Source organism: Bacillus sp. FSL K6-0994, from assembly GCF_038630815.1.
Classification (GTDB): domain Bacteria; phylum Bacillota; class Bacilli; order Bacillales; family Bacillaceae; genus Bacillus; species Bacillus safensis.
This window is the reverse complement of sequence record NZ_CP152043.1, coordinates 587,904-606,096: the sequence shown is the minus strand read 5'-3', so window position 1 is coordinate 606,096 and position 18,193 is coordinate 587,904. Positions and strand designations below refer to the sequence as shown.

Sequence of the window (18,193 nt, the reverse complement as noted above, 5' to 3'; positions counted from 1 at the left end):
TTTGTCACCTCACAGTTCTTTCGTGCAGCCGGTCTTCAAATAAAAGGGTGATGCGTACTCCAGAGGCCTTTAGCCGGTCTACAAGCTGTTTTTCTTTTGTCGTCAAATGGTCAACGGCTTTCTTCACTAAAAGCACGGTGATGTTCTTTCTGTTTCGATTTCCAAAGAGACTTGCCGCAAGCTCCTCCTGCAGCTGACCCGTGACGACATATTTTCCTGAGTGCTGGTACTCACTCACTGCTAACGGTTTATATTCAAGTGCGCGGGAAGGCTGATGCTGCACCCTTGTTAAATAATAAAGCATGTCCTGTAAATGAAGTTCTCCTTGATCGACTCGAAAGGCATGCTGATCTCCTAGAGGAACAAGACCTGACGCCACGCCTTTTTTCACAGCCGTTTGAAGAACAGATGCTGTAATAGAGACGACTGTTTCAAAAACAGCTTGATCAGTAAAATCAGCAAACACGACAAGGTCCTTTGCTTGATTCTGTTCAAATTCCTTCGTCATCAGCTGGCCTCTTCTGGCCGTTGTCTTCCAGTCCACCCAAGCAAAACGGTCTCCTTGCTGATATTCCCGTACGCCTGTTGTTACATGGGCCGGTTCATTTAACCACGAGTGAACCGCTTTGCCTCCATTTTCACTCACTGACTCAGCAGGCTCCACCGGGATATCCAGCACTTTGGGGTAGACAAGCAGCTTCTTCTCTAACGGAATGATGATTTCTTTCTCAACAAACCCAAACATATCACCCGTTTTAATTCTAACGGCTGTCAAATGATGCTCTCCCCGTATGACATCATTCAATTGATAGGAAAATCGCCAAGTTTTCCGAAACCAAGGAAAGAGCATTTGCTTCATTTCAATCTGTTCCTGTAAGTGAAAGGTGTCTGGCGGAGCATCCTCTATCATGACGTAAACGTACGGAAATGGATGTGTCCGCTTGATCTCAAGGTCAACGGACAGCACATCTCCCGCCTTCAAGCGAGTTTGCTGTAATGTCCTCTTGGCTGTCGCGCGCAGCGGAACGAGTGCAAACAGCAATGCATACAAAGCATATGGTAAAAATGCATAAAAAAGGAACCAGCTCACAAACCCTCCCTGAAACATGGCATAACAAAAGGCTGCCGCAGTGAGAATGATGAGCATCATCACCCGTAACCATAATGAAACTGCTACACGATGACGTGACTTCATTGAGTCATCGACTTTTGAACTGGCACGCCAATTTGCTCAAGCATTTGCCGCAGCAGTGTCTCCGCCTTCTTCCCTTCATATGTCGCTTCTGATGTCAAAATCATACGATGCGGTAATGTATAAGGCGCCAAATACTGTACATCATCAGGAATCACATAATCGCGCTGATTCAAAAGTGCATACGCCTGTGCCGCTTTCATCAAGGCGATCGATCCCCTTGGACTCACACCTAGATAAACAGATGGGTGTTTACGCGTCGCTTGAGCAATTTCAACAATATATTCTTTAATGGATGCATCCACATGAATAGTCTGAACAGCCTGCTGCAATGCATGGATATGATCCTTTGTCATGACAGCTTGGAGCGTATCAATCGGGGATTCTTTCTCCTGCAAGTTGAGCACCTCCAGCTCCTCGAGCATGGTCGGATATCCCATCTGCAGCTTGAATAAAAACCGGTCCATTTGCGCTTCTGGCAGCGGATACGTCCCTTCATATTCCACTGGATTTTGCGTCGCCATGACGAAAAAAGGATCCGCAAGCGGCATCGTTTCTCCGTCCACTGTGACACTGCCTTCCTCCATCGCTTCAAGCAATGCTGATTGCGTTTTAGGAGAGGTCCGGTTGATCTCATCAGCCAAAATAATCTGCCCCATGATCGGCCCTTGCCTAAATTCAAATTCATTCGTCTTTTTATTGTAAATCGACACGCCTGTTACGTCTGAAGGCAAAAGGTCAGGAGTGAATTGGATTCTCTTAAACTCACAGCCAATGGATTTTGCCAAAGCACGAACCATCATCGTCTTCCCTACACCAGGCACATCCTCTAGCAGCACATGCCCCTTCGCCAAAATCGCAACAAGGCTTAATATCGCAATGTCTTTTTTCCCAACCATGACTTTATTGATGTTATCTACGATTTTTTGTAAATCTGAATGCATCGGTTCATCAAATGCCATCCTGATCCTCCTATCACGTTTCTGTCAAATTTCATATAGTCTAACTTTACCATACAACGCGCATTTGCATATAACATCAGCACGTATAAAAAAGAAGCCTTCTCACGATGGAAAAGACTTCTTCTCTTCTTTCGGCTCACTTGCTGGCTCCATATGAACATGAGAATGTAAAATATCATGCTCCTGCTTCATTCTACGTTCAATTTCATCTGCAATATCATGGCTTTCTGCTATGTTCAAGTTAGGCTCGACCTCAACCACTACATCCACATGGACTGTACTTCCAAGATAACGCGCTTTTATATCCTTTAAATCGCCCACTCCTGGTGTTGCTTCAATGGTCTCTTTATATTTAGACATATCTTTTATATGAAAACCGTCTGTTAACGAATGAGAGGCATCTCTGAAAATCTCCCACGCAGTTTTACAAATAATTAAGCCAATGACAAACGCTGCAAGCGTATCAATCCATGCCAGCTGAAATTGAGAAGCCATAATTCCTACAAATGTGCCAATACTTACATACGCATCTGATTTATTATCAGCAGCTGCCGCATGAAGAGCCTGGCTATTGATCCGTTTGGACAGATTGCGATTATAGATATACACACCGTACATCACAACAGCACTTCCTGCTGCTGTCCAAGCCGCGATCATATCCGGCGTTTGATGCTCAGATGAGAAGAGCGACTTGCCTGCACTCAGCAAAACCTGAAGCCCAACAAGCATCATGATAAAGGAAGCCACAAGAGACGCAATATTTTCCGCTCTAAAATGACCATACGGATGATCTTCATCAGGCGGCTTTTGAGAAATACGCAGCCCGATCAACACAGCAAGGGATGCAATAATATCCGTCGTGTTATTCAATCCATCTGCTGAAAGAGCCTCTGAATGAAACACATACCCAATAATGAGTTTGACCGCAGATAAGATCACATAGGCAATGATGCTGACCCAAGCACCTGTTTCACCTTGTCTTAATTCGTTATAGCGCTCCATGCTGAACCGCGCCTCCTCACACATCACTTTTCTATTATTTATCTTACAAAGCAAAGCTCGTGTGGGTCTACAGCAACATGATTCGCTTATGTCAGCAAAATAGGATAAATAGAAATGTGTTGACCTAAGCAAACTTATTTTTACAAGGTCAAATGACCTCAAGACCTACTCCTATCAACCTTTTTCCATTTCTCTTCGAAATGGACATATCGTCAAATCACTCTTCTTGGGTAAATTATCAGAATAATTTTATTTTAGGACACAACTTCCCTCCTTCCTTTTTTATGCTATTTTAAAATAAACAGAGGGAAAAGAGGGAACATAATCTCTCAAATCCTTTCTACTTTTTAACATCATGTTAAGAGGTTTGAAATGTCAGTTTGATAACCTGTCCAATGCTGAATGACAATTCAGTATGATAAAATTTAAAATATTCTAAAAACAAATTCTCTATTCATGAGAAATGTTTGGAGGTAAAGAAATGTCCAACATGACAAACGGTCTTCAAAAAAACCTTAAAACAAGACATATTTCGATGATCTCCATTGCTGGGGTCATTGGGGCAGGGCTATTTGTTGGTAGCGGCGCTGTCATTCATTCTGCAGGGCCTGGATCCATTCTTTCCTATTCTTTTGCCGGACTTCTGGTGATCTTTATTATGAGAATGCTTGGAGAAATGGCATGTGCCTATCCGACAAGCGGTTCTTTCTCACAATATGCGAGCGATGCCATCGGTCCATGGGCCGGGTTTACAATCGGCTGGCTTTACTGGTTCTTCTGGGTGATCGTCATCGCCATCGAAGCCATTGCCGGTGCTGCCATTATTCAATATTGGTATGGAGATGCACCTGTTTGGCTCACAAGTCTTATCCTCACAATCCTCTTAACATTAACAAATATCTTTTCTGTTAAATCTTTTGGCGAATTTGAATATTGGTTTTCATTAATTAAAGTCGTCAGCATCATTCTCTTTCTACTCATTGGTTTTGCATTTATCTTTGGTTTTGGCGGTCATCATACTTCAGGTCTTGCCAATCTAACAGGCAACGGCGGTTTTCTTCCAAATGGATTCAGCTCTGTGTTACTCGGAATCGTCGTCGTCATCTTTTCCTTCATGGGAACGGAAATTGTGGCCATAGCGGCCGGTGAATCAGCAGACCCAGTCAAATCTGTGACGACAGCCACCCGCTCTGTTGTATGGCGTATTATCGTATTCTATGTCGGATCAATTGCTGTCGTTGTCACCTTGCTTCCTTGGAATTCCGCAAGTATTTTAACAAGCCCGTTCGTTGCGGTATTAGAATACATTGGTGTTCCATCAGCCGCTCAAGTCATGAACGTCATTGTCTTAACAGCTGTTCTATCTTGTTTAAACTCCGGGTTGTACACAACGTCCAGAATGCTTTATTCATTAGCAGAAAGAGGCGAAGCACCGAAACGTTTTATGAAAATCAGCAAACGTGGTGTTCCTGTAGCGGCTACAGTCGCAGGTACCTTCTTTTCCTACATTGCCGTCATGATGAACTACTTTTATCCTGAAACCATCTTTTTGTTCTTAGTCAATGCATCTGGCGCCATTGCTCTTCTTGTCTACTTGGCCATTGCCGTTTCTCAATTAAGAATGCGACGCAAAATCGAAAAAGAAAATCCAGAACAGCTCAAAATCAAAATGTGGCTGTTCCCATACCTCACGTACTTTACCATTTTGGTCATTTGCGCCATCTTGGCATCGATGCTGTTTATCGAATCCATGCGGCCGCAGCTCATTTTGACGAGTATCATTACCTTTGGTGTACTAGCTGCTTATTTCATCTTTAAACCGAATAAAAAAGTGCCTGCAAATGCGGCGCTTGAAAATAAACACCCGTAATTTCTCCCGCTGAAAAGCGGGTTTTTTTATTTTTTATTTTATTCACCTATTTGGATGTCCGCTCTTATACTGTATCAAATTGAATTTAAGTGAGGATTAGTCAACATGAACCTAGAAAAATTTGTTGACGAGCTTCCAATTCCAGAAGTCGCGAAGCCCGTCAAAAAGAACCCAAGACAAACGTATTATGAAATTGCTATGGAGGAGGTATTCTTAAAAGTTCATAGAGACCTGCCGCCCACCAAGCTATGGACCTATAATGGCAGTTTGCCTGGTCCAACCATTAAAGCCAATAGAAATGAAAAGGTCAAAGTGAAATGGATGAACAAATTGCCATTGAAACATTTTCTGCCTGTCGATCACACCATCCACTCCGGTCATCACGATGAACCAGAGGTGAAAACAGTCGTTCATCTGCATGGCGGCGTCACACCAGCAAGCAGTGACGGCTACCCAGAGGCCTGGTTTTCACGGGACTTTGAAGCAACCGGCCCTTTTTTTGAAAGAGAGACTTACGTCTACCCCAATCATCAGCAAGCCTGCACATTGTGGTATCACGATCATGCGATGGCATTGACACGACTAAATGTGTACGCCGGTTTAGCTGGGTTTTATTTGATCTCAGATGCATTTGAAAAGTCCTTAGAGCTGCCTAAAGATGATTATGATATTCCTTTAATGATTATGGACCGGACGTTTCAGGAGGATGGCTCACTGTTTTATCCTAGCAGACCAAACAACACGCCAGAGGACAGTGACATACCAGACCCATCCATCGTGCCCTTTTTTTGCGGAGAAACCATTTTAGTCAATGGAAAAGTATGGCCGTATTTAGAAGTAGAGCCGCGAAAATACCGTTTTCGCATTTTAAATGCGTCCAATACTAGAACTTACGAGCTGCATCTAGATAACGACGCCACAATCTTGCAAATTGGTTCCGATGGGGGCTTTTTGCCAAGACCCGTTCGCCATCAATCCTTTAGCATCGCACCTGCTGAACGTTTCGATGTCATCATCGACTTTTCAGCTTACGAAAACAAAACGATCACTCTCAAAAATACAGCCGGCTGCGGACAGGATGTGAATCCTGAAACAGATGCGAACATTATGCAATTCAAAGTCACACGCCCGCTAAAAGGGAGAGTACCTAAAACCTTACGTCCAATTTTCAAACCGCTGCCAGCGCTTCGGCCAAGTCGAGCTGATAGAGAGCGTACACTCACACTTACCGGCACACAGGATAAATACGGCCGCCCTATCCTATTGCTCGATAACCAATTTTGGAATGACCCTGTCACAGAAAATCCTCGTCTTGGCAGTCTAGAGGTTTGGTCTATCGTCAATCCAACCAGAGGGACACACCCTATTCATTTGCATCTTGTTCAATTTAGGGTTTTAGACAGAAGGCCATTTGATACAGAAGTCTATCAATCGACAGGAGAAATCGTGTATACAGGACCAAACGAAGCGCCTCCTTTACATGAACAAGGCTACAAGGACACCATTCAGGCGCATGCAGGTGAAGTCATTCGGATCGTTGCTCGATTTGTTCCATACAGCGGCCGATATGTGTGGCATTGTCATATTTTAGAACATGAAGATTATGACATGATGAGGCCGATGGATATCATTCAGTAAAAATGAAACCACTCTTCCACTAAATGCGTAGAACTTATGAAACTGCTGATTACAAAGGGGCTAACGGACATCCATTCATTAGCCCTTTTATGATCCATTTCAAATTGGAAAAATAAATCGCATGAATCATTCCTTTGAAGAGCGTTCCATACTTAAAAAGTTGACGCAGCAAACCGATAATACTACTATATACCCATTACATCTATCAAAAGGCACATAAGCCATAATGAACGAACAAATGGAAAATTGCGATAAAAAACGGAGGAGTTCAATTTGAATGAAGAAAAAGAGACTTGCCAGGTCAAACAAGAAACAGCGGCAGGTAACAGAGAGAAGCTTTCAATCCATGAGAACGAGAGCATTCGCTCAAACATTGAACAACTAACCATTGAACTCAGTGAACAAAAAGAATTCAATCACTTCATATTAGATGAAAAACAAAAGGCCATCAGCACATTATCTTCCCTCATCACAAAAGGCGATTGTGAAGAAGACTTAAAGACTCATTTTGAACAAGCATTACATATTGGACTTTCTGTCATAGAGATTATGGAGATTATTAAACACTGTACAAAGGTTGCTGGATTCCCTCACTCCATTAATGCCCTGTTTATCTTTCAGAACTTATTAGATGAAAACAAATAAAACAGAGAAAACGAGATGTCATCAGTCCTCTCGTTTTTTTATGTTCACTCATACTACCCTTTTTCTTTTCTTCTGTCACATAAGTAAAATATGAAAATAGCCCTCGTATCCCTGCTTAAAAACTGATTTTCCTTCTATAAATCCACCATTTCTCCAGCATTTCAAGTGACAAAATAAAAAAACGTCCAGTTATATAAATAACTGAACGTTTCCTTTATCGATTGACAGTGAAATTGTTAACGATTCCGCCATCCTTCTCCCAAGCGGCTTCCACTGTTTTCTTCTTCATATTGTATTCAAAAATCGTTCTTACCTTCGCCTTTCGTCCGGTGTCATCCTTTAATTCTTTTGCGTTTTTTGCAACACCTAAGAAATAAACAGACGACCCGTCCGTAGAAAATTGCGGCTGTGCAGCACTTAAAATATGAACATCCTGGCTGTTTTTAACGAGTGTCGTCGTTTTTCCTGTTTCTACATCAAGCATCTTAATCGAGGATATTTCTTTTTCTTTACGAACCTTTACTTCTGTATAAATCAATTTCTTATGATCTGGAGAAAATGAAATATCATTGATCGTTTGTGAGATACGTGCAATGCGTTTCCCCTTCTCACCTGTTTGAAGGGTGATCTTCATGGTCGTTGGTTCAGGATCTCTTCCCTTTTCATTCGCTTCATCGGTTTTTTGATAATCTTCTTTTAAAGAATAATGCTGGATCGCCAAATCATTTGAAGTCGGATCATATGCAAAAGAACTCACCGTATCATCCTTGCTTTTTTCTGGATACAGCTCCTTCATTTTGTGTGTGTTCAAATCAAAAGACGCGACAAAAAATTGCTCTCCAGAATCCTTGTTATACCTTAGAAATAACTTCTTTCCGTCACCAGACAGCCTCATACTGTCGATAGAATCATCACTCGTAAACAGTGTTTTTTCTTCTTCAGATTTCACATTTAATTCCCGAATACTCACCTTTTGCGTGTCTTCATCCGTATACGTGTAATATAAAACTTGTTTCGTAGAATCATAAGCAATCGAAGGATATGCTGTCAGTTTCTCCGTATGAAGCGCCCGATCATGCAAGTAATAAGTATTGTTTAACTTTTGATCTGTAAATGAAACGAGCAATTCGTCTTTTGCATCTTGATTTGTTTTGACTTTTCCTGTATGTTTCGCCTCTTGCTCAGGCTTCATCATGAAGAAAATAACTGCCGCAATCACTGCGACGCCAATGACTGTGATGATCCACCATGTTGATTTTTTCATTGCCTTTCAGACCCTCTCTACAAGAAAAGAAGCCAGAAAATGAACTTTTCCCGCTTCTTTGCATGCCTATGTATTAATAAGTGTAATGCCCTTTTACGACACCTTTACTTGTTTTATACCCAAGTGCTTTGAATGCTTTTGGACTTACGTCTAATACAGCATTTGGCATTCTGCCTACATCATATTTATATACTGTAATCACTTTATGTGGTTTCGCTTTTGTTGTCACTCTTAGTTTTGTACCTTTTTTCGGTACGTCAAAGCCCATTTTAGTTGCTGCATCCCAATGACCGAGTTTTTTTCCATCTGCGCCTTTTTTGCCGACACCATTATACCAAGTAATATTGCCGCTTACTTTTTTTGCACTTGCTCCATGTGAGAAACTGAATGCTAAAAATAAACTAGCTACTGTTACGATTGTCGTGATAAGCTTTTTATTCATTAAGAAATCCTCCGTTTTTGGTTTCTGCACTCATTATACATGAAGATGAACCCAGTTATTTTACAGACACATTACAATTCAAATACAAGTTGACCACTTTATGACCGATAAAGTTCATAAATACTACCATAAACAGTCAGAACATGGTAAGCAGCCCCCCTCTTTCATTTTATATAATAAAAGTGAATCAAATTTAAGGGGGAATTTTCATGAAAAAGTGTTTCACCGTTTTGATTGTAAGTTTGGCCTTCGTTTTGATGTTTTCAAGTCTTCCTGCCTCAGCGGCTAGTCCTCGTCACGGCGCCATTGTGACACAAACGGATGAAGCCAAATGGTCAGGTATCTCTGCTGATATTGTCCTGCCGAAAACAGCCACCATTAAAAATGGCTATGCGGACTGGTATCTCGGTCTCGGCTCTGCTGTTGTAGAGAGCGGTATTTCAAAAACGTCTTCTGGCTATAAGGTTTTTCTGGGCAGCGGCTCACAAGGCGGCAGTAAATACTGGAACAGCGAATACGATACAAGTATTAAAGATGGCGCACGGGTCAACTTAAAGCTCATCAACAATGGTGATGGCACGGTGTCACTATATGTCAATGGGAAATTGCGCTATAAGCAGCCTGTTTACAACCCTAGCCGTCTGAAAAACCTTGATGTTGTCAAAATGGTACATGGCGTACAGGATAATGGAACAAACAGCTATTCACAAGCAAGCTTTTCGAATGTACAGCTTCGTGCAAATACATCAGGAAGTGTCTATAAAAATTGGGACGGGTCAATCAAATCGTCACTTTTACGTAAAAATTTAGAATCCGGTGCCGCAGCTCCTAAATTCACCGTCATTTCTTCTATCCCATTAAGTACAAGCCTTTCAGCACAATAAGAAAAAAGCACCCTCCATTGGGTGCTTTTTATTGTTCACAGCTTATCAACACTTCTCTTTTAATCAAAACAAGGATTCGTGGTAACATAAACATACAACATTCGACGAAAAAAGGAGAACGAACGTGAAAAAAAGTCTACTTGTTTTCATGAGTCTAGTTGCAAGTCTCTCCATTCTAGCAGCTTGCTCAAATACGACAAAAGAACAAAAACCAGAATCTAAAGCACTTCCAACGATTAATGAACGCATTCAAAAGGAAACGAAAGAAGTGATGGAGCAGTCTAAGCTCATCAAAGACACTGACATCACCGTTGATCAAAAGAAAAAAATCATTTCTTTAAACGTAACGGCTTCCTCTGATACCAATAGTGATTACGCTGAAGTCATCGGTTTAAACTTTGCCAAAACGCTGGCCATTGGTGCATCAACTGAAAAAGAAAACAATCTGCATAAACCTGAAAATGACAGCCTCGGCGCCCTCTATTCCTTTTATGACCTAAACATCACCGTGAAACAAGAAAACGGCAAGGTGCTGGCAAAGGGAACGAAAAAAACAAATGAAACAAAAATCACTTGGGAAAGAGCCCAATAATTGGACAAGAAAATCCTTTATGGATTTTCTTGTTTTTTTTAACAAAACTATTAACTTTATGAAAAGAATGCCGATTAGTAAGATTGTGTTGGTTCTTAAGTACCAATAATTCTTATTTACATATCGGAGGAAAGTATCATGAAAAGAACAACTGAATTTGTTTTAGGTTTAATTGGAGGTATTTTTGGATTTTTCGGCGCAATGTTCGCTCTTGCTTTCGGAGGAATCGATGCAGCATTTAGCGATTCAGGCACGAGTGAAATTACAGGATTAGGCTGGGCAGCAATGCTTTTCTCTATTCTTGCCATTGTCTCATCTGTCATTGTAAAGAAAAAAGCAAAGCTTGGTGGAATTTTATTATTAGTATCTGCTGTAGGCGGCATTATTTCTATTTCTATGTTCTTCATCCTTCCAGCTGTATTAATCATCATTGCAGGCTGCATGGGCGTGTTTAGAAAAGAGCCTGTCGTCAATAACACAACTGCATAAAAATAGAGAATAAAGCTTGTAGAGATTGCTCTACAAGCCTTTTCTCTCTACTCTTTGTAATTCATATTGAATGGCATCAACTAACTCTATTATGTTTTCATCTGTCCAAAGATCCAACATAAACAATATATCATTCACCATGTGTGACAAATCTTCTTGGCTCATCAATTCTTCTTTGTAAGCAGGGACAACAAAGAAATAGAGTAGATCAGCCAATTCAAGAACGACACGTACATCTTTTTCATCCATGATGGCTTTATGCAAAGAATGAATCAGCCATTTGAGGTCTTCATGAATTTCAATAGGAACATACATCAATTGGTGTATTTCATCGGTATCCCTCTCACTTAGAATCCTCTCAGCAGATTCCTTTGAAAGAGCCCCAACTGTATTTGAAGATATATTCAGAAACAAGAATTCATGTTGATCCTCTCTATTAACCGTCTTGATTGACGAACCTTCCATCTCAATCACTCCCAATCCCTTATAATAATTCTATTATAAGGAAATTCAAGTTCGTTTTAAGTCACACGAAGTGGATTTTATGTAATTTTAAGCTAACTGGTTTATAAAAAACAATCCAAAACAATTATTTTCTATTTTTATCATTTTTTGTTGATTTACAAGTACTTTTATCCTATTATAATAGTCATGATCAATATATAAGCACAGGACGCTTATATAAATTAAACAAAAGGGGATTTTCATTTTGAAGAAATTCTATGCTTTATTTTTAGCTTTAGGGCTAACATTTACACTGGCTGCTTGCGGCTCAACAGAAGATGTGTCTACAGGTGCATCTAAAGAAAAAGAGTCTACAAGCACAAAAACACAATCAAAAAACAAAAAAGACGATGGTTCAAAGAAAATAAATGCGAGCAAACACAAAACAACTGCTCAAGGAATGAAAGTAAACCTTGGCGAGATTAAAATTATGAAGGATAGAATCAATGTTGGGATGAATATCGAAAATACGACAGATAAAGTTCTAAACTTCTATCCAGATCAAGGTAAAGTTGTAGCTGGAAGCATGCAATTAGATGCCAATATGTTTATGACTGATGGTGATATTGGTGGCGAAGTTGAAGGTGGCGTTAAACAAGATGGTGTTATTCAATTCTTAGCTCCTGAGGGCAAAGAGATCAACATTAAAAATATCAAAGAATTAAAGCTGAAATTTGGAAATGTCACAACTGACGATTACATGAATAGTAAAGATGTAACCTTCACAGTTAAAGTAAAATAATTTGTTTCATTAAAGCCCTTGAATGATGAGGGCTTTTTTATTTATCATCACAAAAAAACACTTTCCTAGAAGAAAGTGTTTAAGTAACGTTCTCATTCATTTTTAGCGCTTCATAAGAATAACTGATCTTTCGAGAAGCCTCTTACACGGAACTCTCTTTTCATCGCCTCAGCCATTTCCACTTCACCCTCTGCCTCCAGCTTTTCAATGATGCGGTCATAATCCCTTTCGTGGCGATTTTGGCTTAATTTGAAAGCAGCCTGAACTTCATCAATGATGATCTTAAAACCTACAATGCCTTTCATTTGCTTCTCTAACAGTTCCTCAGACAACGTATCCCATAACACTGGATGTTCTCTGCGAGTTTCGTATGTCTCCAGCATTGTGGTTAATTCCTTAACCAGTTCCGATTTTTCAAGCAGTTCCGCCTTTCCATAAACATGAACAGCCTGGTAATTCCATGTTGGTACTGCTTCTTTTTCATACCATGAAGAGGATATGTAGGCATGCGGCCCTTGAAAGATGACGAGCGTCTTCTCGCTCTCTTCAAACGTTTTCCACTGAGGATTCCCAATCGCCATATGCCCTGAGATCACATACGAATCGTCAACTTGATGAAAACTCACCGGAATATGTGTCGCAATGGGCTTTCCATTCGATGTCGTCACAACTGTTGCAAATGAATGAGATTGAATAAATGATTTGATTTTCTCCATATCTTTCACTCGAAAAAATGATGGGATATGCATGTACCCTTCCCCCTTTTTGATCAGCTCAATGTTTTGGTCATAATGAAATCCATTTGCTCTTCGTCCCCCATGAGAAAGGCGTGCACCCCTGTTTGAACAAACCCAAGCTTTTGATAGAAAGCGATGGCCGCTCTATTGTGCTCCCACACCCCAAGCCAAACATCCCGTTTATGATGATTTTTCGCAATTTCAATGGCTTGATCGATTAAATATTTGCCTAATCCTTGCTTTTGAAAGGATTGCTTGATATAAATTCTTTCAATCTCTAACGCGTCATCGCCCATCTCTTCTGATTGGGCATCATTCATATTGATCTTCAAATAACCAGCTACTTCCCCATTCACTTGAACAAAATAAAACTGTGAAGAAGGGTGCTGTAATTCCTTTAACAGCTGGTTTAGGTGAAAAGCTGTCTTCACGTAAGCTTCGATATGTTCCACTTTGTTTTGATCCAGAAAGGTTTCTTTAAACGTATTGATCCCTATTTTCTGTAGCTCCTTTACATGTTGTACATTGCACCGAATGAAATTGACGGTCATAAAGTCGCCCTCCTTATTAATTAGTAGCTTCTCTTTATCCCTTTTTTCACATCTTCCCAGTCTTTTTCTATATTCTTTCGCACCCTTAGAAGATACTCATAAATCTGTTCCGCTTCTTCCTCAGAAAACCCACTGAGCGCCACTTGATTCGAATAATCATGTTCTCGTTTGATCATTGGGTAGACCGTTTCCCCTTTTTCAGTTGGAAACAGCTTTTTGATTTTTTTATTCACACGATCCTCTTTTTTCTCAATAAACCCATGCAGTTCTAGCTTTTTGATAGCCCGAGCCGCCGTAGTTCGATCCACCTTAATCATTTCCGCCAGCTTTTCCTGAATGATACCAGGCTCCTCACAAATACGCACAAGATACAAATACTGCCCCTTCGTTAAATCGTACTCTTTAAATTCAATATTACTTATGGAATCAAGCGCGCGAGCAATCACGCCGATCTCCCGCAAAATCTCTTTCATGTACCTCGACTCCTTTTGTTGCATTTACAACAAACAACTAAAATTAGTATAACCAATTAATGTTGTATTTGCAATAAAAAACCCACCCTCCAATTGGAAGTGGGTTTTTTATTTATCACGCTTCTTTGATCCAAACACTCCAAACACAACGGCCAGTGCAACAATAATCGCTACCCATGTAGTGAAGCCCATATGATCACCGCTTTTCTTTTTAAAATACCGTATCGGGTAAAAACCCATGAAATCACTTGCTCTTATTTTAACGGTTGAAAAGCAGTAAAGGTTTCAATTCAGCAGCCCTGATACTTTTTATTGCATGTGATCAAATTCATGAAGACATAACAAAAACCCCTATATTTCAAGGGGTTTTCGAGGGTGTTACATCATTCCGCCCATTCCACCCATGCCGCCCATATCTGGCATTCCGCCGCCTGAGCCGCCTTCTTCTGGTTTGTCAGCAACGACTGCTTCAGTTGTTAGAAGCATTGCTGCTACAGAAGCTGCGTTTTGAAGTGCAGAGCGAGTTACTTTTGTTGGGTCAACGATTCCTTTTTCGATCATGTTTACCCATTCGTTTGTTGCTGCGTTGAAGCCTACGCCAATTTCTTCGTTTTTCAAGCGCTCAACGATAACGGATCCTTCAAGACCTGCGTTGTGAGCGATTTGACGAATTGGCTCTTCAAGAGAACGTAGAACGATGTTCACACCTGTTTGAACGTCACCATCAGCTTCGATTGAAGCGACTTTGTTGTATACATTCACAAGTGCTGTACCACCACCGGATACGATACCTTCTTCAACTGCTGCGCGAGTTGAGTTCAGTGCATCCTCGATGCGTAGTTTACGCTCTTTTAGTTCTGTTTCAGTTGCAGCACCAACTTTGATGACAGCGACGCCGCCAGCTAGTTTTGCAAGACGTTCTTGTAATTTTTCTTTATCGAATTCAGAAGTTGTTTCTTCTACTTGAGCACGGATTTGGTTCACACGTGCTGCAATTTGAGCAGAATCTCCTGAGCCCTCTACGATTGTTGTGTTTTCTTTTGTCACAACAACTTTAGACGCGCGGCCAAGCTGACCGATTTCAGTTGATTTCAGGTCAAGTCCTAGGTCTTCTGTGATTAATTCTCCGCCAGTTAGTACAGAGATGTCTTCAAGCATTGCTTTACGACGATCACCGAATCCTGGTGCTTTTACTGCTACTGCGTTGAATGTACCACGAAGTTTGTTCACAACAAGAGTTGCAAGTGCTTCGCCTTCTACATCTTCAGCAATGAGCAATAATGGTTTTCCTTGTTGTACAACTTGCTCAAGTACAGGAAGGATTTCTTGAATGTTTGTGATCTTTTTATCCGTAATTAAGATGTAAGGATTTTCAAGAACCGCTTCCATCTTATCAGAATCCGTCACCATGTATGGTGAGGCATATCCGCGGTCAAATTGCATACCTTCAACCACTTCAAGCTCAGTTGTGAATCCTTTAGATTCTTCAATTGTGATAACTCCGTCGTTACCTACACGTTCCATCGCTTCTGCGATTAGGCTGCCGACTTCTTCATCTGCTGCAGAAATAGCCGCAACTTGAGCAATTGATTCTTTGCCTTCGATTGGTTTAGAAATCTCGTGCAAGCCTTCAAGTGCTACTTTCACTGCTTCTTCGATCCCTTTACGCACGCCAACAGGGTTTGCACCAGCTGTTACGTTTTTCAGACCTTCACGGATCATCGCTTGAGCTAGAACTGTTGCAGTCGTTGTACCGTCACCAGCTACGTCGTTTGTTTTGCTTGCAACTTCAGCCACAAGTTTTGCACCCATGTTTTCAAATGCATCTTCTAATTCGATTTCTTTTGCAATCGTTACACCATCATTTGTGATAAGTGGAGAACCGAATTTTTTCTCAAGAACCACGTTACGTCCTTTAGGTCCTAAAGTTACTTTTACAGCATCTGCAAGTGCATCTACACCGCGTAACATCGCGCGACGTGCTTCTTCACTGAACTTAATATCTTTTGCCATAATAACGAAACCTCCTCAGTCTTTTTAAAAATTTATCTCAATTTTTTATGTGATTAGCCAATAACAGCTAAAATGTCGCTCTCACGAAGGATTAAATATTCTTTGCCTTCATATTTCACTTCAGTGCCTGCATATTTTGAGAAGATAATGCGGTCGCCTGTGCTTACTTCTAACGCAACGCGCTCACCACTTTCAAGTACACGCCCTGAACCTGCTGCAACAATTTTACCTTCTTGCGGTTTTTCTTTTGCAGAATCCGGTAAAACAATACCGCTAGCGGTTTTTTCCTCAGATTCAACGAGTTCAATGATTACGCGATCGCCTAATGGCTTTAACATAAGAAACAACCTCCTCAATTTTTATATGTAGTCTTTTTTAGCACTCATCACCAGAGAGTGCTAACACATTTATTATAATAAAGAATGTCTTCTGCAATTTCAAGTAAAAACCTTTAAAAATTTTTACGCTTTCACGATCTTTTTTGATCTCAGATTCTTTCCTTTTCATCGAAAAAGGAGACTTGTGTTACAATAAATCTAGTTCTTTTAGTAAAGGGGTTTTCGTTACTTGAAAAAACAATATTGGTACATCATCTTAACGTATATATTGGTGCAGGTTTCTGCGTTTCCTTATGTGCTCATTATGAAGTGGCTGGGATTCATTCAATCACCGATGACTCAAACAGAGCTTTCAAAATTATCAGGAACGTGGACAATCATCAGTTTTTGTATCGGATTGATCATTATTCTGCTCATCCTTCGAACCGTCCCAAAAGCTTCACTGCGAAATGAAGCGCCAGTTTCAATCGGTTCTGCTATCGCATGGATCATTGGCGGTTTCTTTCTTTCCCTCTTTGCACAATCAATTGCGGGGGCGATTGAACAATATGCATTCGGCATTGGCCGTGAGTCAGAAAATACGCAAACCATTTTATCCATTATGGATGCCGTTCCTTGGCTTGTGATCGTCATCGCCCTGATTGGTCCAATCTTAGAGGAAATCATTTTCCGTAAAATCATCTTTGGTGTGATTTATGAAAAAACGAATTTTTTCATTGGAGCACTTGCCAGTTCAGTGGTTTTTGCTGCTGTACACTATGATTTTCCCCATATCTTGCTCTATACCGCAATGGGCTTTACCTTTGCCTTTTTATATGCGAAAACAAAACGAATCATTGTTCCAATCGGCGCTCACATGCTGATGAATTCACTTGTCGTTCTTGTGCAGATTGAGCCAGTGAAAAAAATGATTGAAGAACAATCTCAAACCATGCAAATGATTATTGGAGGCTTTTTCTCATGAGAAACCCAGTCGTATGGGGCATCATTTATTTTGCCGTAGGTGTGGCTTTCACCTATATGGCCATTCAAAACCCAGGTGACATGTGGTCATTTTACAGTATTTTGCTGATGGTGTTTGCGGCCTATAATATCAATATCGCGCTTAAAATGTTTGCCTTCTCTGTCAAACTCAAAAAACAGCAGCAAAAATAAATGAAAAACCATTTTCCACTGTTGGAAAATGGTTTTTTTATGGAGGATGTATCTTCATGGAACATGAAAAACTTCGTATATTCAATGATCAGCATGAAACAATTGGAGCTGCCGCTCGTTCAGTTATCCACGCCCAAGGCCATTGGCATGAAACATTTCATTTCTGGCTTCTTAAAAAAGAGCATAACACCGTATATCTCTATTTTCAGCTAAGAAGTCCCGCAAAAAAGGATTTTCCTTCTCTGTTTGATATCACCGCAGCGGGCCATCTTCTCGCAGATGAACAGCCTTCTGGTGGCTTAAGAGAGGTAGAAGAAGAACTTGGTCTTTCCATCCCTTTTGAGAACCTCACCTTTGCAGGTGTCATACAGGATGAAATCCATATGCCTTCGTTCATCGATCGTGAGTTCTGCCATGTGTACCTTTATATGAATCAAGTTGAGCACATGGAAGTTTATCTACAGAAAGAAGAAGTCGCTGGTCTCTACAGAGCAAAGCTGCTTGATGCGCAGCAGCTTTTAACAGGAACATGCGAAAGAATTCGAATCGAGGGCTTTAAAGTTGATGCAAACGGAAAACGATATGAGGAAAGCATCGAAGTAGGGGTTCATAATTTTGTCCCGCATGAGCCCGCCTACTATGAGCACCTCTTTCACGCGATCAATCAATTTCTTTCACAATAGAAAAAGCATCGTGATCC

The 18,193-nt window shown here is 40.7% G+C and carries 22 protein-coding genes; 10 read left to right on the top strand and 12 right to left on the bottom strand.

Annotation, left to right across the window (positions count from 1 at the left end):
- Positions 1 to 4: 4 nt before the first annotated feature.
- From MHB69_RS03075 to MHB69_RS03065, 3 genes are all read right to left on the bottom strand, one after another.
- Entirely contained in the window at positions 5 to 1,195 is a 1,191-nt protein-coding gene (locus MHB69_RS03075) for a DUF58 domain-containing protein (protein ID WP_342495986.1), read from the bottom strand.
- Complete coding sequence (locus MHB69_RS03070) at positions 1,192 to 2,154, bottom strand: MoxR family ATPase (protein ID WP_034282878.1); 963 nt, start codon at positions 2,152 to 2,154, stop codon at positions 1,192 to 1,194. The genes MHB69_RS03075 and MHB69_RS03070 overlap by 4 nt, the downstream gene beginning before the upstream one ends.
- A 102-nt stretch (positions 2,155 to 2,256) precedes the next feature.
- Entirely contained in the window at positions 2,257 to 3,156 is a 900-nt protein-coding gene (locus MHB69_RS03065; RefSeq protein ID WP_034282879.1) for a cation diffusion facilitator family transporter, read from the bottom strand.
- Positions 3,157 to 3,637: 481 nt separating this feature from the next.
- Here MHB69_RS03065 and gabP point away from each other — a divergent pair, with 481 nt between their 5' ends.
- The 3 genes from gabP to MHB69_RS03050 all read left to right on the top strand — a co-directional run bounded on the left by gabP (position 3,638) and on the right by MHB69_RS03050 (position 7,309).
- Complete coding sequence (gene gabP / locus MHB69_RS03060; protein ID WP_176966842.1) at positions 3,638 to 5,026, top strand: GABA permease; 1,389 nt, start codon at positions 3,638 to 3,640, stop codon at positions 5,024 to 5,026.
- Positions 5,027 to 5,131: 105 nt separating this feature from the next.
- The gene (locus MHB69_RS03055) at positions 5,132 to 6,664 is read left to right on the top strand and encodes a multicopper oxidase domain-containing protein (RefSeq protein ID WP_176966843.1); all 1,533 of its coding nucleotides are present in this window, start codon (positions 5,132 to 5,134) and stop codon (positions 6,662 to 6,664) included.
- 273 nt (positions 6,665 to 6,937) lie between these two features.
- On the top strand, positions 6,938 to 7,309 hold the full coding sequence (locus MHB69_RS03050) for a carboxymuconolactone decarboxylase family protein (RefSeq protein WP_034282883.1): 372 nt from the start codon (positions 6,938 to 6,940) through the stop codon (positions 7,307 to 7,309).
- Between the two features lie 214 nt (positions 7,310 to 7,523).
- On the opposite strand, the gene MHB69_RS03045 is transcribed toward MHB69_RS03050, so the two are convergent.
- On the bottom strand, positions 7,524 to 8,573 hold the full coding sequence (locus tag MHB69_RS03045; RefSeq protein WP_342495985.1) for a hypothetical protein: 1,050 nt from the start codon (positions 8,571 to 8,573) through the stop codon (positions 7,524 to 7,526).
- A 73-nt stretch (positions 8,574 to 8,646) separates the two neighbouring features.
- The gene (locus MHB69_RS03040; RefSeq protein ID WP_024424478.1) at positions 8,647 to 9,015 is read right to left on the bottom strand and encodes an RlpA-like double-psi beta-barrel domain-containing protein; all 369 of its coding nucleotides are present in this window, start codon (positions 9,013 to 9,015) and stop codon (positions 8,647 to 8,649) included.
- A 209-nt stretch (positions 9,016 to 9,224) separates the two neighbouring features.
- Between MHB69_RS03040 and MHB69_RS03035 the strand changes: the two genes are divergently transcribed.
- The 3 genes from MHB69_RS03035 to MHB69_RS03025 all read left to right on the top strand — a co-directional run bounded on the left by MHB69_RS03035 (position 9,225) and on the right by MHB69_RS03025 (position 10,980).
- Positions 9,225 to 9,899 carry a hypothetical protein gene (locus tag MHB69_RS03035; RefSeq protein ID WP_024424477.1) on the top strand — a complete coding sequence of 225 codons (675 nt, stop codon included), beginning with the start codon at positions 9,225 to 9,227 and terminating at the stop codon, positions 9,897 to 9,899.
- A 124-nt stretch (positions 9,900 to 10,023) separates the two neighbouring features.
- Positions 10,024 to 10,491 (top strand): hypothetical protein, encoded by a 468-nt coding sequence (locus MHB69_RS03030; RefSeq protein ID WP_024426723.1) that lies wholly within the window; start codon positions 10,024 to 10,026, stop codon positions 10,489 to 10,491.
- A 138-nt stretch (positions 10,492 to 10,629) separates the two neighbouring features.
- A complete protein-coding gene (locus tag MHB69_RS03025) occupies positions 10,630 to 10,980 on the top strand; it encodes a DUF4064 domain-containing protein (RefSeq protein ID WP_025092751.1) in 351 nt (116 codons plus the stop codon).
- Positions 10,981 to 11,010: 30 nt separating this feature from the next.
- Here MHB69_RS03025 and MHB69_RS03020 read toward each other — a convergent pair whose 3' ends face one another.
- The gene (locus tag MHB69_RS03020) at positions 11,011 to 11,454 is read right to left on the bottom strand and encodes a hypothetical protein (RefSeq protein WP_139142212.1); all 444 of its coding nucleotides are present in this window, start codon (positions 11,452 to 11,454) and stop codon (positions 11,011 to 11,013) included.
- 235 nt (positions 11,455 to 11,689) lie between these two features.
- Here MHB69_RS03020 and MHB69_RS03015 point away from each other — a divergent pair, with 235 nt between their 5' ends.
- Positions 11,690 to 12,226: a hypothetical protein gene (locus MHB69_RS03015; protein ID WP_024426726.1), complete on the top strand. Its 537-nt coding sequence runs from the start codon at positions 11,690 to 11,692 to the stop codon at positions 12,224 to 12,226.
- Positions 12,227 to 12,336: 110 nt separating this feature from the next.
- On the opposite strand, the gene MHB69_RS03010 is transcribed toward MHB69_RS03015, so the two are convergent.
- The 6 genes from MHB69_RS03010 to groES form a co-directional block, all read right to left on the bottom strand.
- Positions 12,337 to 12,975 (bottom strand): FMN-binding negative transcriptional regulator, encoded by a 639-nt coding sequence (locus MHB69_RS03010; protein WP_061110548.1) that lies wholly within the window; start codon positions 12,973 to 12,975, stop codon positions 12,337 to 12,339.
- Between the two features lie 20 nt (positions 12,976 to 12,995).
- The gene (locus MHB69_RS03005) at positions 12,996 to 13,514 is read right to left on the bottom strand and encodes a GNAT family N-acetyltransferase (protein WP_034282894.1); all 519 of its coding nucleotides are present in this window, start codon (positions 13,512 to 13,514) and stop codon (positions 12,996 to 12,998) included.
- A 20-nt stretch (positions 13,515 to 13,534) separates the two neighbouring features.
- Positions 13,535 to 13,987: a MarR family transcriptional regulator gene (locus MHB69_RS03000; protein ID WP_041116013.1), complete on the bottom strand. Its 453-nt coding sequence runs from the start codon at positions 13,985 to 13,987 to the stop codon at positions 13,535 to 13,537.
- Between the two features lie 108 nt (positions 13,988 to 14,095).
- Positions 14,096 to 14,227 carry a hypothetical protein gene (locus tag MHB69_RS02995; RefSeq protein WP_255290936.1) on the bottom strand — a complete coding sequence of 44 codons (132 nt, stop codon included), beginning with the start codon at positions 14,225 to 14,227 and terminating at the stop codon, positions 14,096 to 14,098.
- 138 nt (positions 14,228 to 14,365) lie between these two features.
- Positions 14,366 to 16,000, bottom strand: coding sequence for a chaperonin GroEL (groL, locus tag MHB69_RS02990; RefSeq protein WP_024424467.1), 1,635 nt, complete (start codon positions 15,998 to 16,000; stop codon positions 14,366 to 14,368).
- Between the two features lie 53 nt (positions 16,001 to 16,053).
- Positions 16,054 to 16,338 (bottom strand): co-chaperone GroES, encoded by a 285-nt coding sequence (groES, locus tag MHB69_RS02985; protein ID WP_024426730.1) that lies wholly within the window; start codon positions 16,336 to 16,338, stop codon positions 16,054 to 16,056.
- 229 nt (positions 16,339 to 16,567) lie between these two features.
- Here groES and MHB69_RS02980 point away from each other — a divergent pair, with 229 nt between their 5' ends.
- Genes MHB69_RS02980 through MHB69_RS02970 form a run of 3 tightly spaced genes read left to right on the top strand, consistent with a single transcriptional unit; the run spans position 16,568 to position 18,176 of the window.
- On the top strand, positions 16,568 to 17,302 hold the full coding sequence (locus MHB69_RS02980) for a CPBP family intramembrane glutamic endopeptidase (protein ID WP_024424466.1): 735 nt from the start codon (positions 16,568 to 16,570) through the stop codon (positions 17,300 to 17,302).
- Positions 17,299 to 17,493 carry a YdiK family protein gene (locus MHB69_RS02975; protein ID WP_003213897.1) on the top strand — a complete coding sequence of 65 codons (195 nt, stop codon included), beginning with the start codon at positions 17,299 to 17,301 and terminating at the stop codon, positions 17,491 to 17,493. Before MHB69_RS02980 ends, MHB69_RS02975 begins: the two co-directional genes overlap by 4 nt.
- Positions 17,494 to 17,549: 56 nt before the next feature.
- On the top strand, positions 17,550 to 18,176 hold the full coding sequence (locus MHB69_RS02970) for an NUDIX domain-containing protein (RefSeq protein ID WP_342495984.1): 627 nt from the start codon (positions 17,550 to 17,552) through the stop codon (positions 18,174 to 18,176).
- The last annotated feature ends 17 nt before the right edge of the window (positions 18,177 to 18,193 follow it).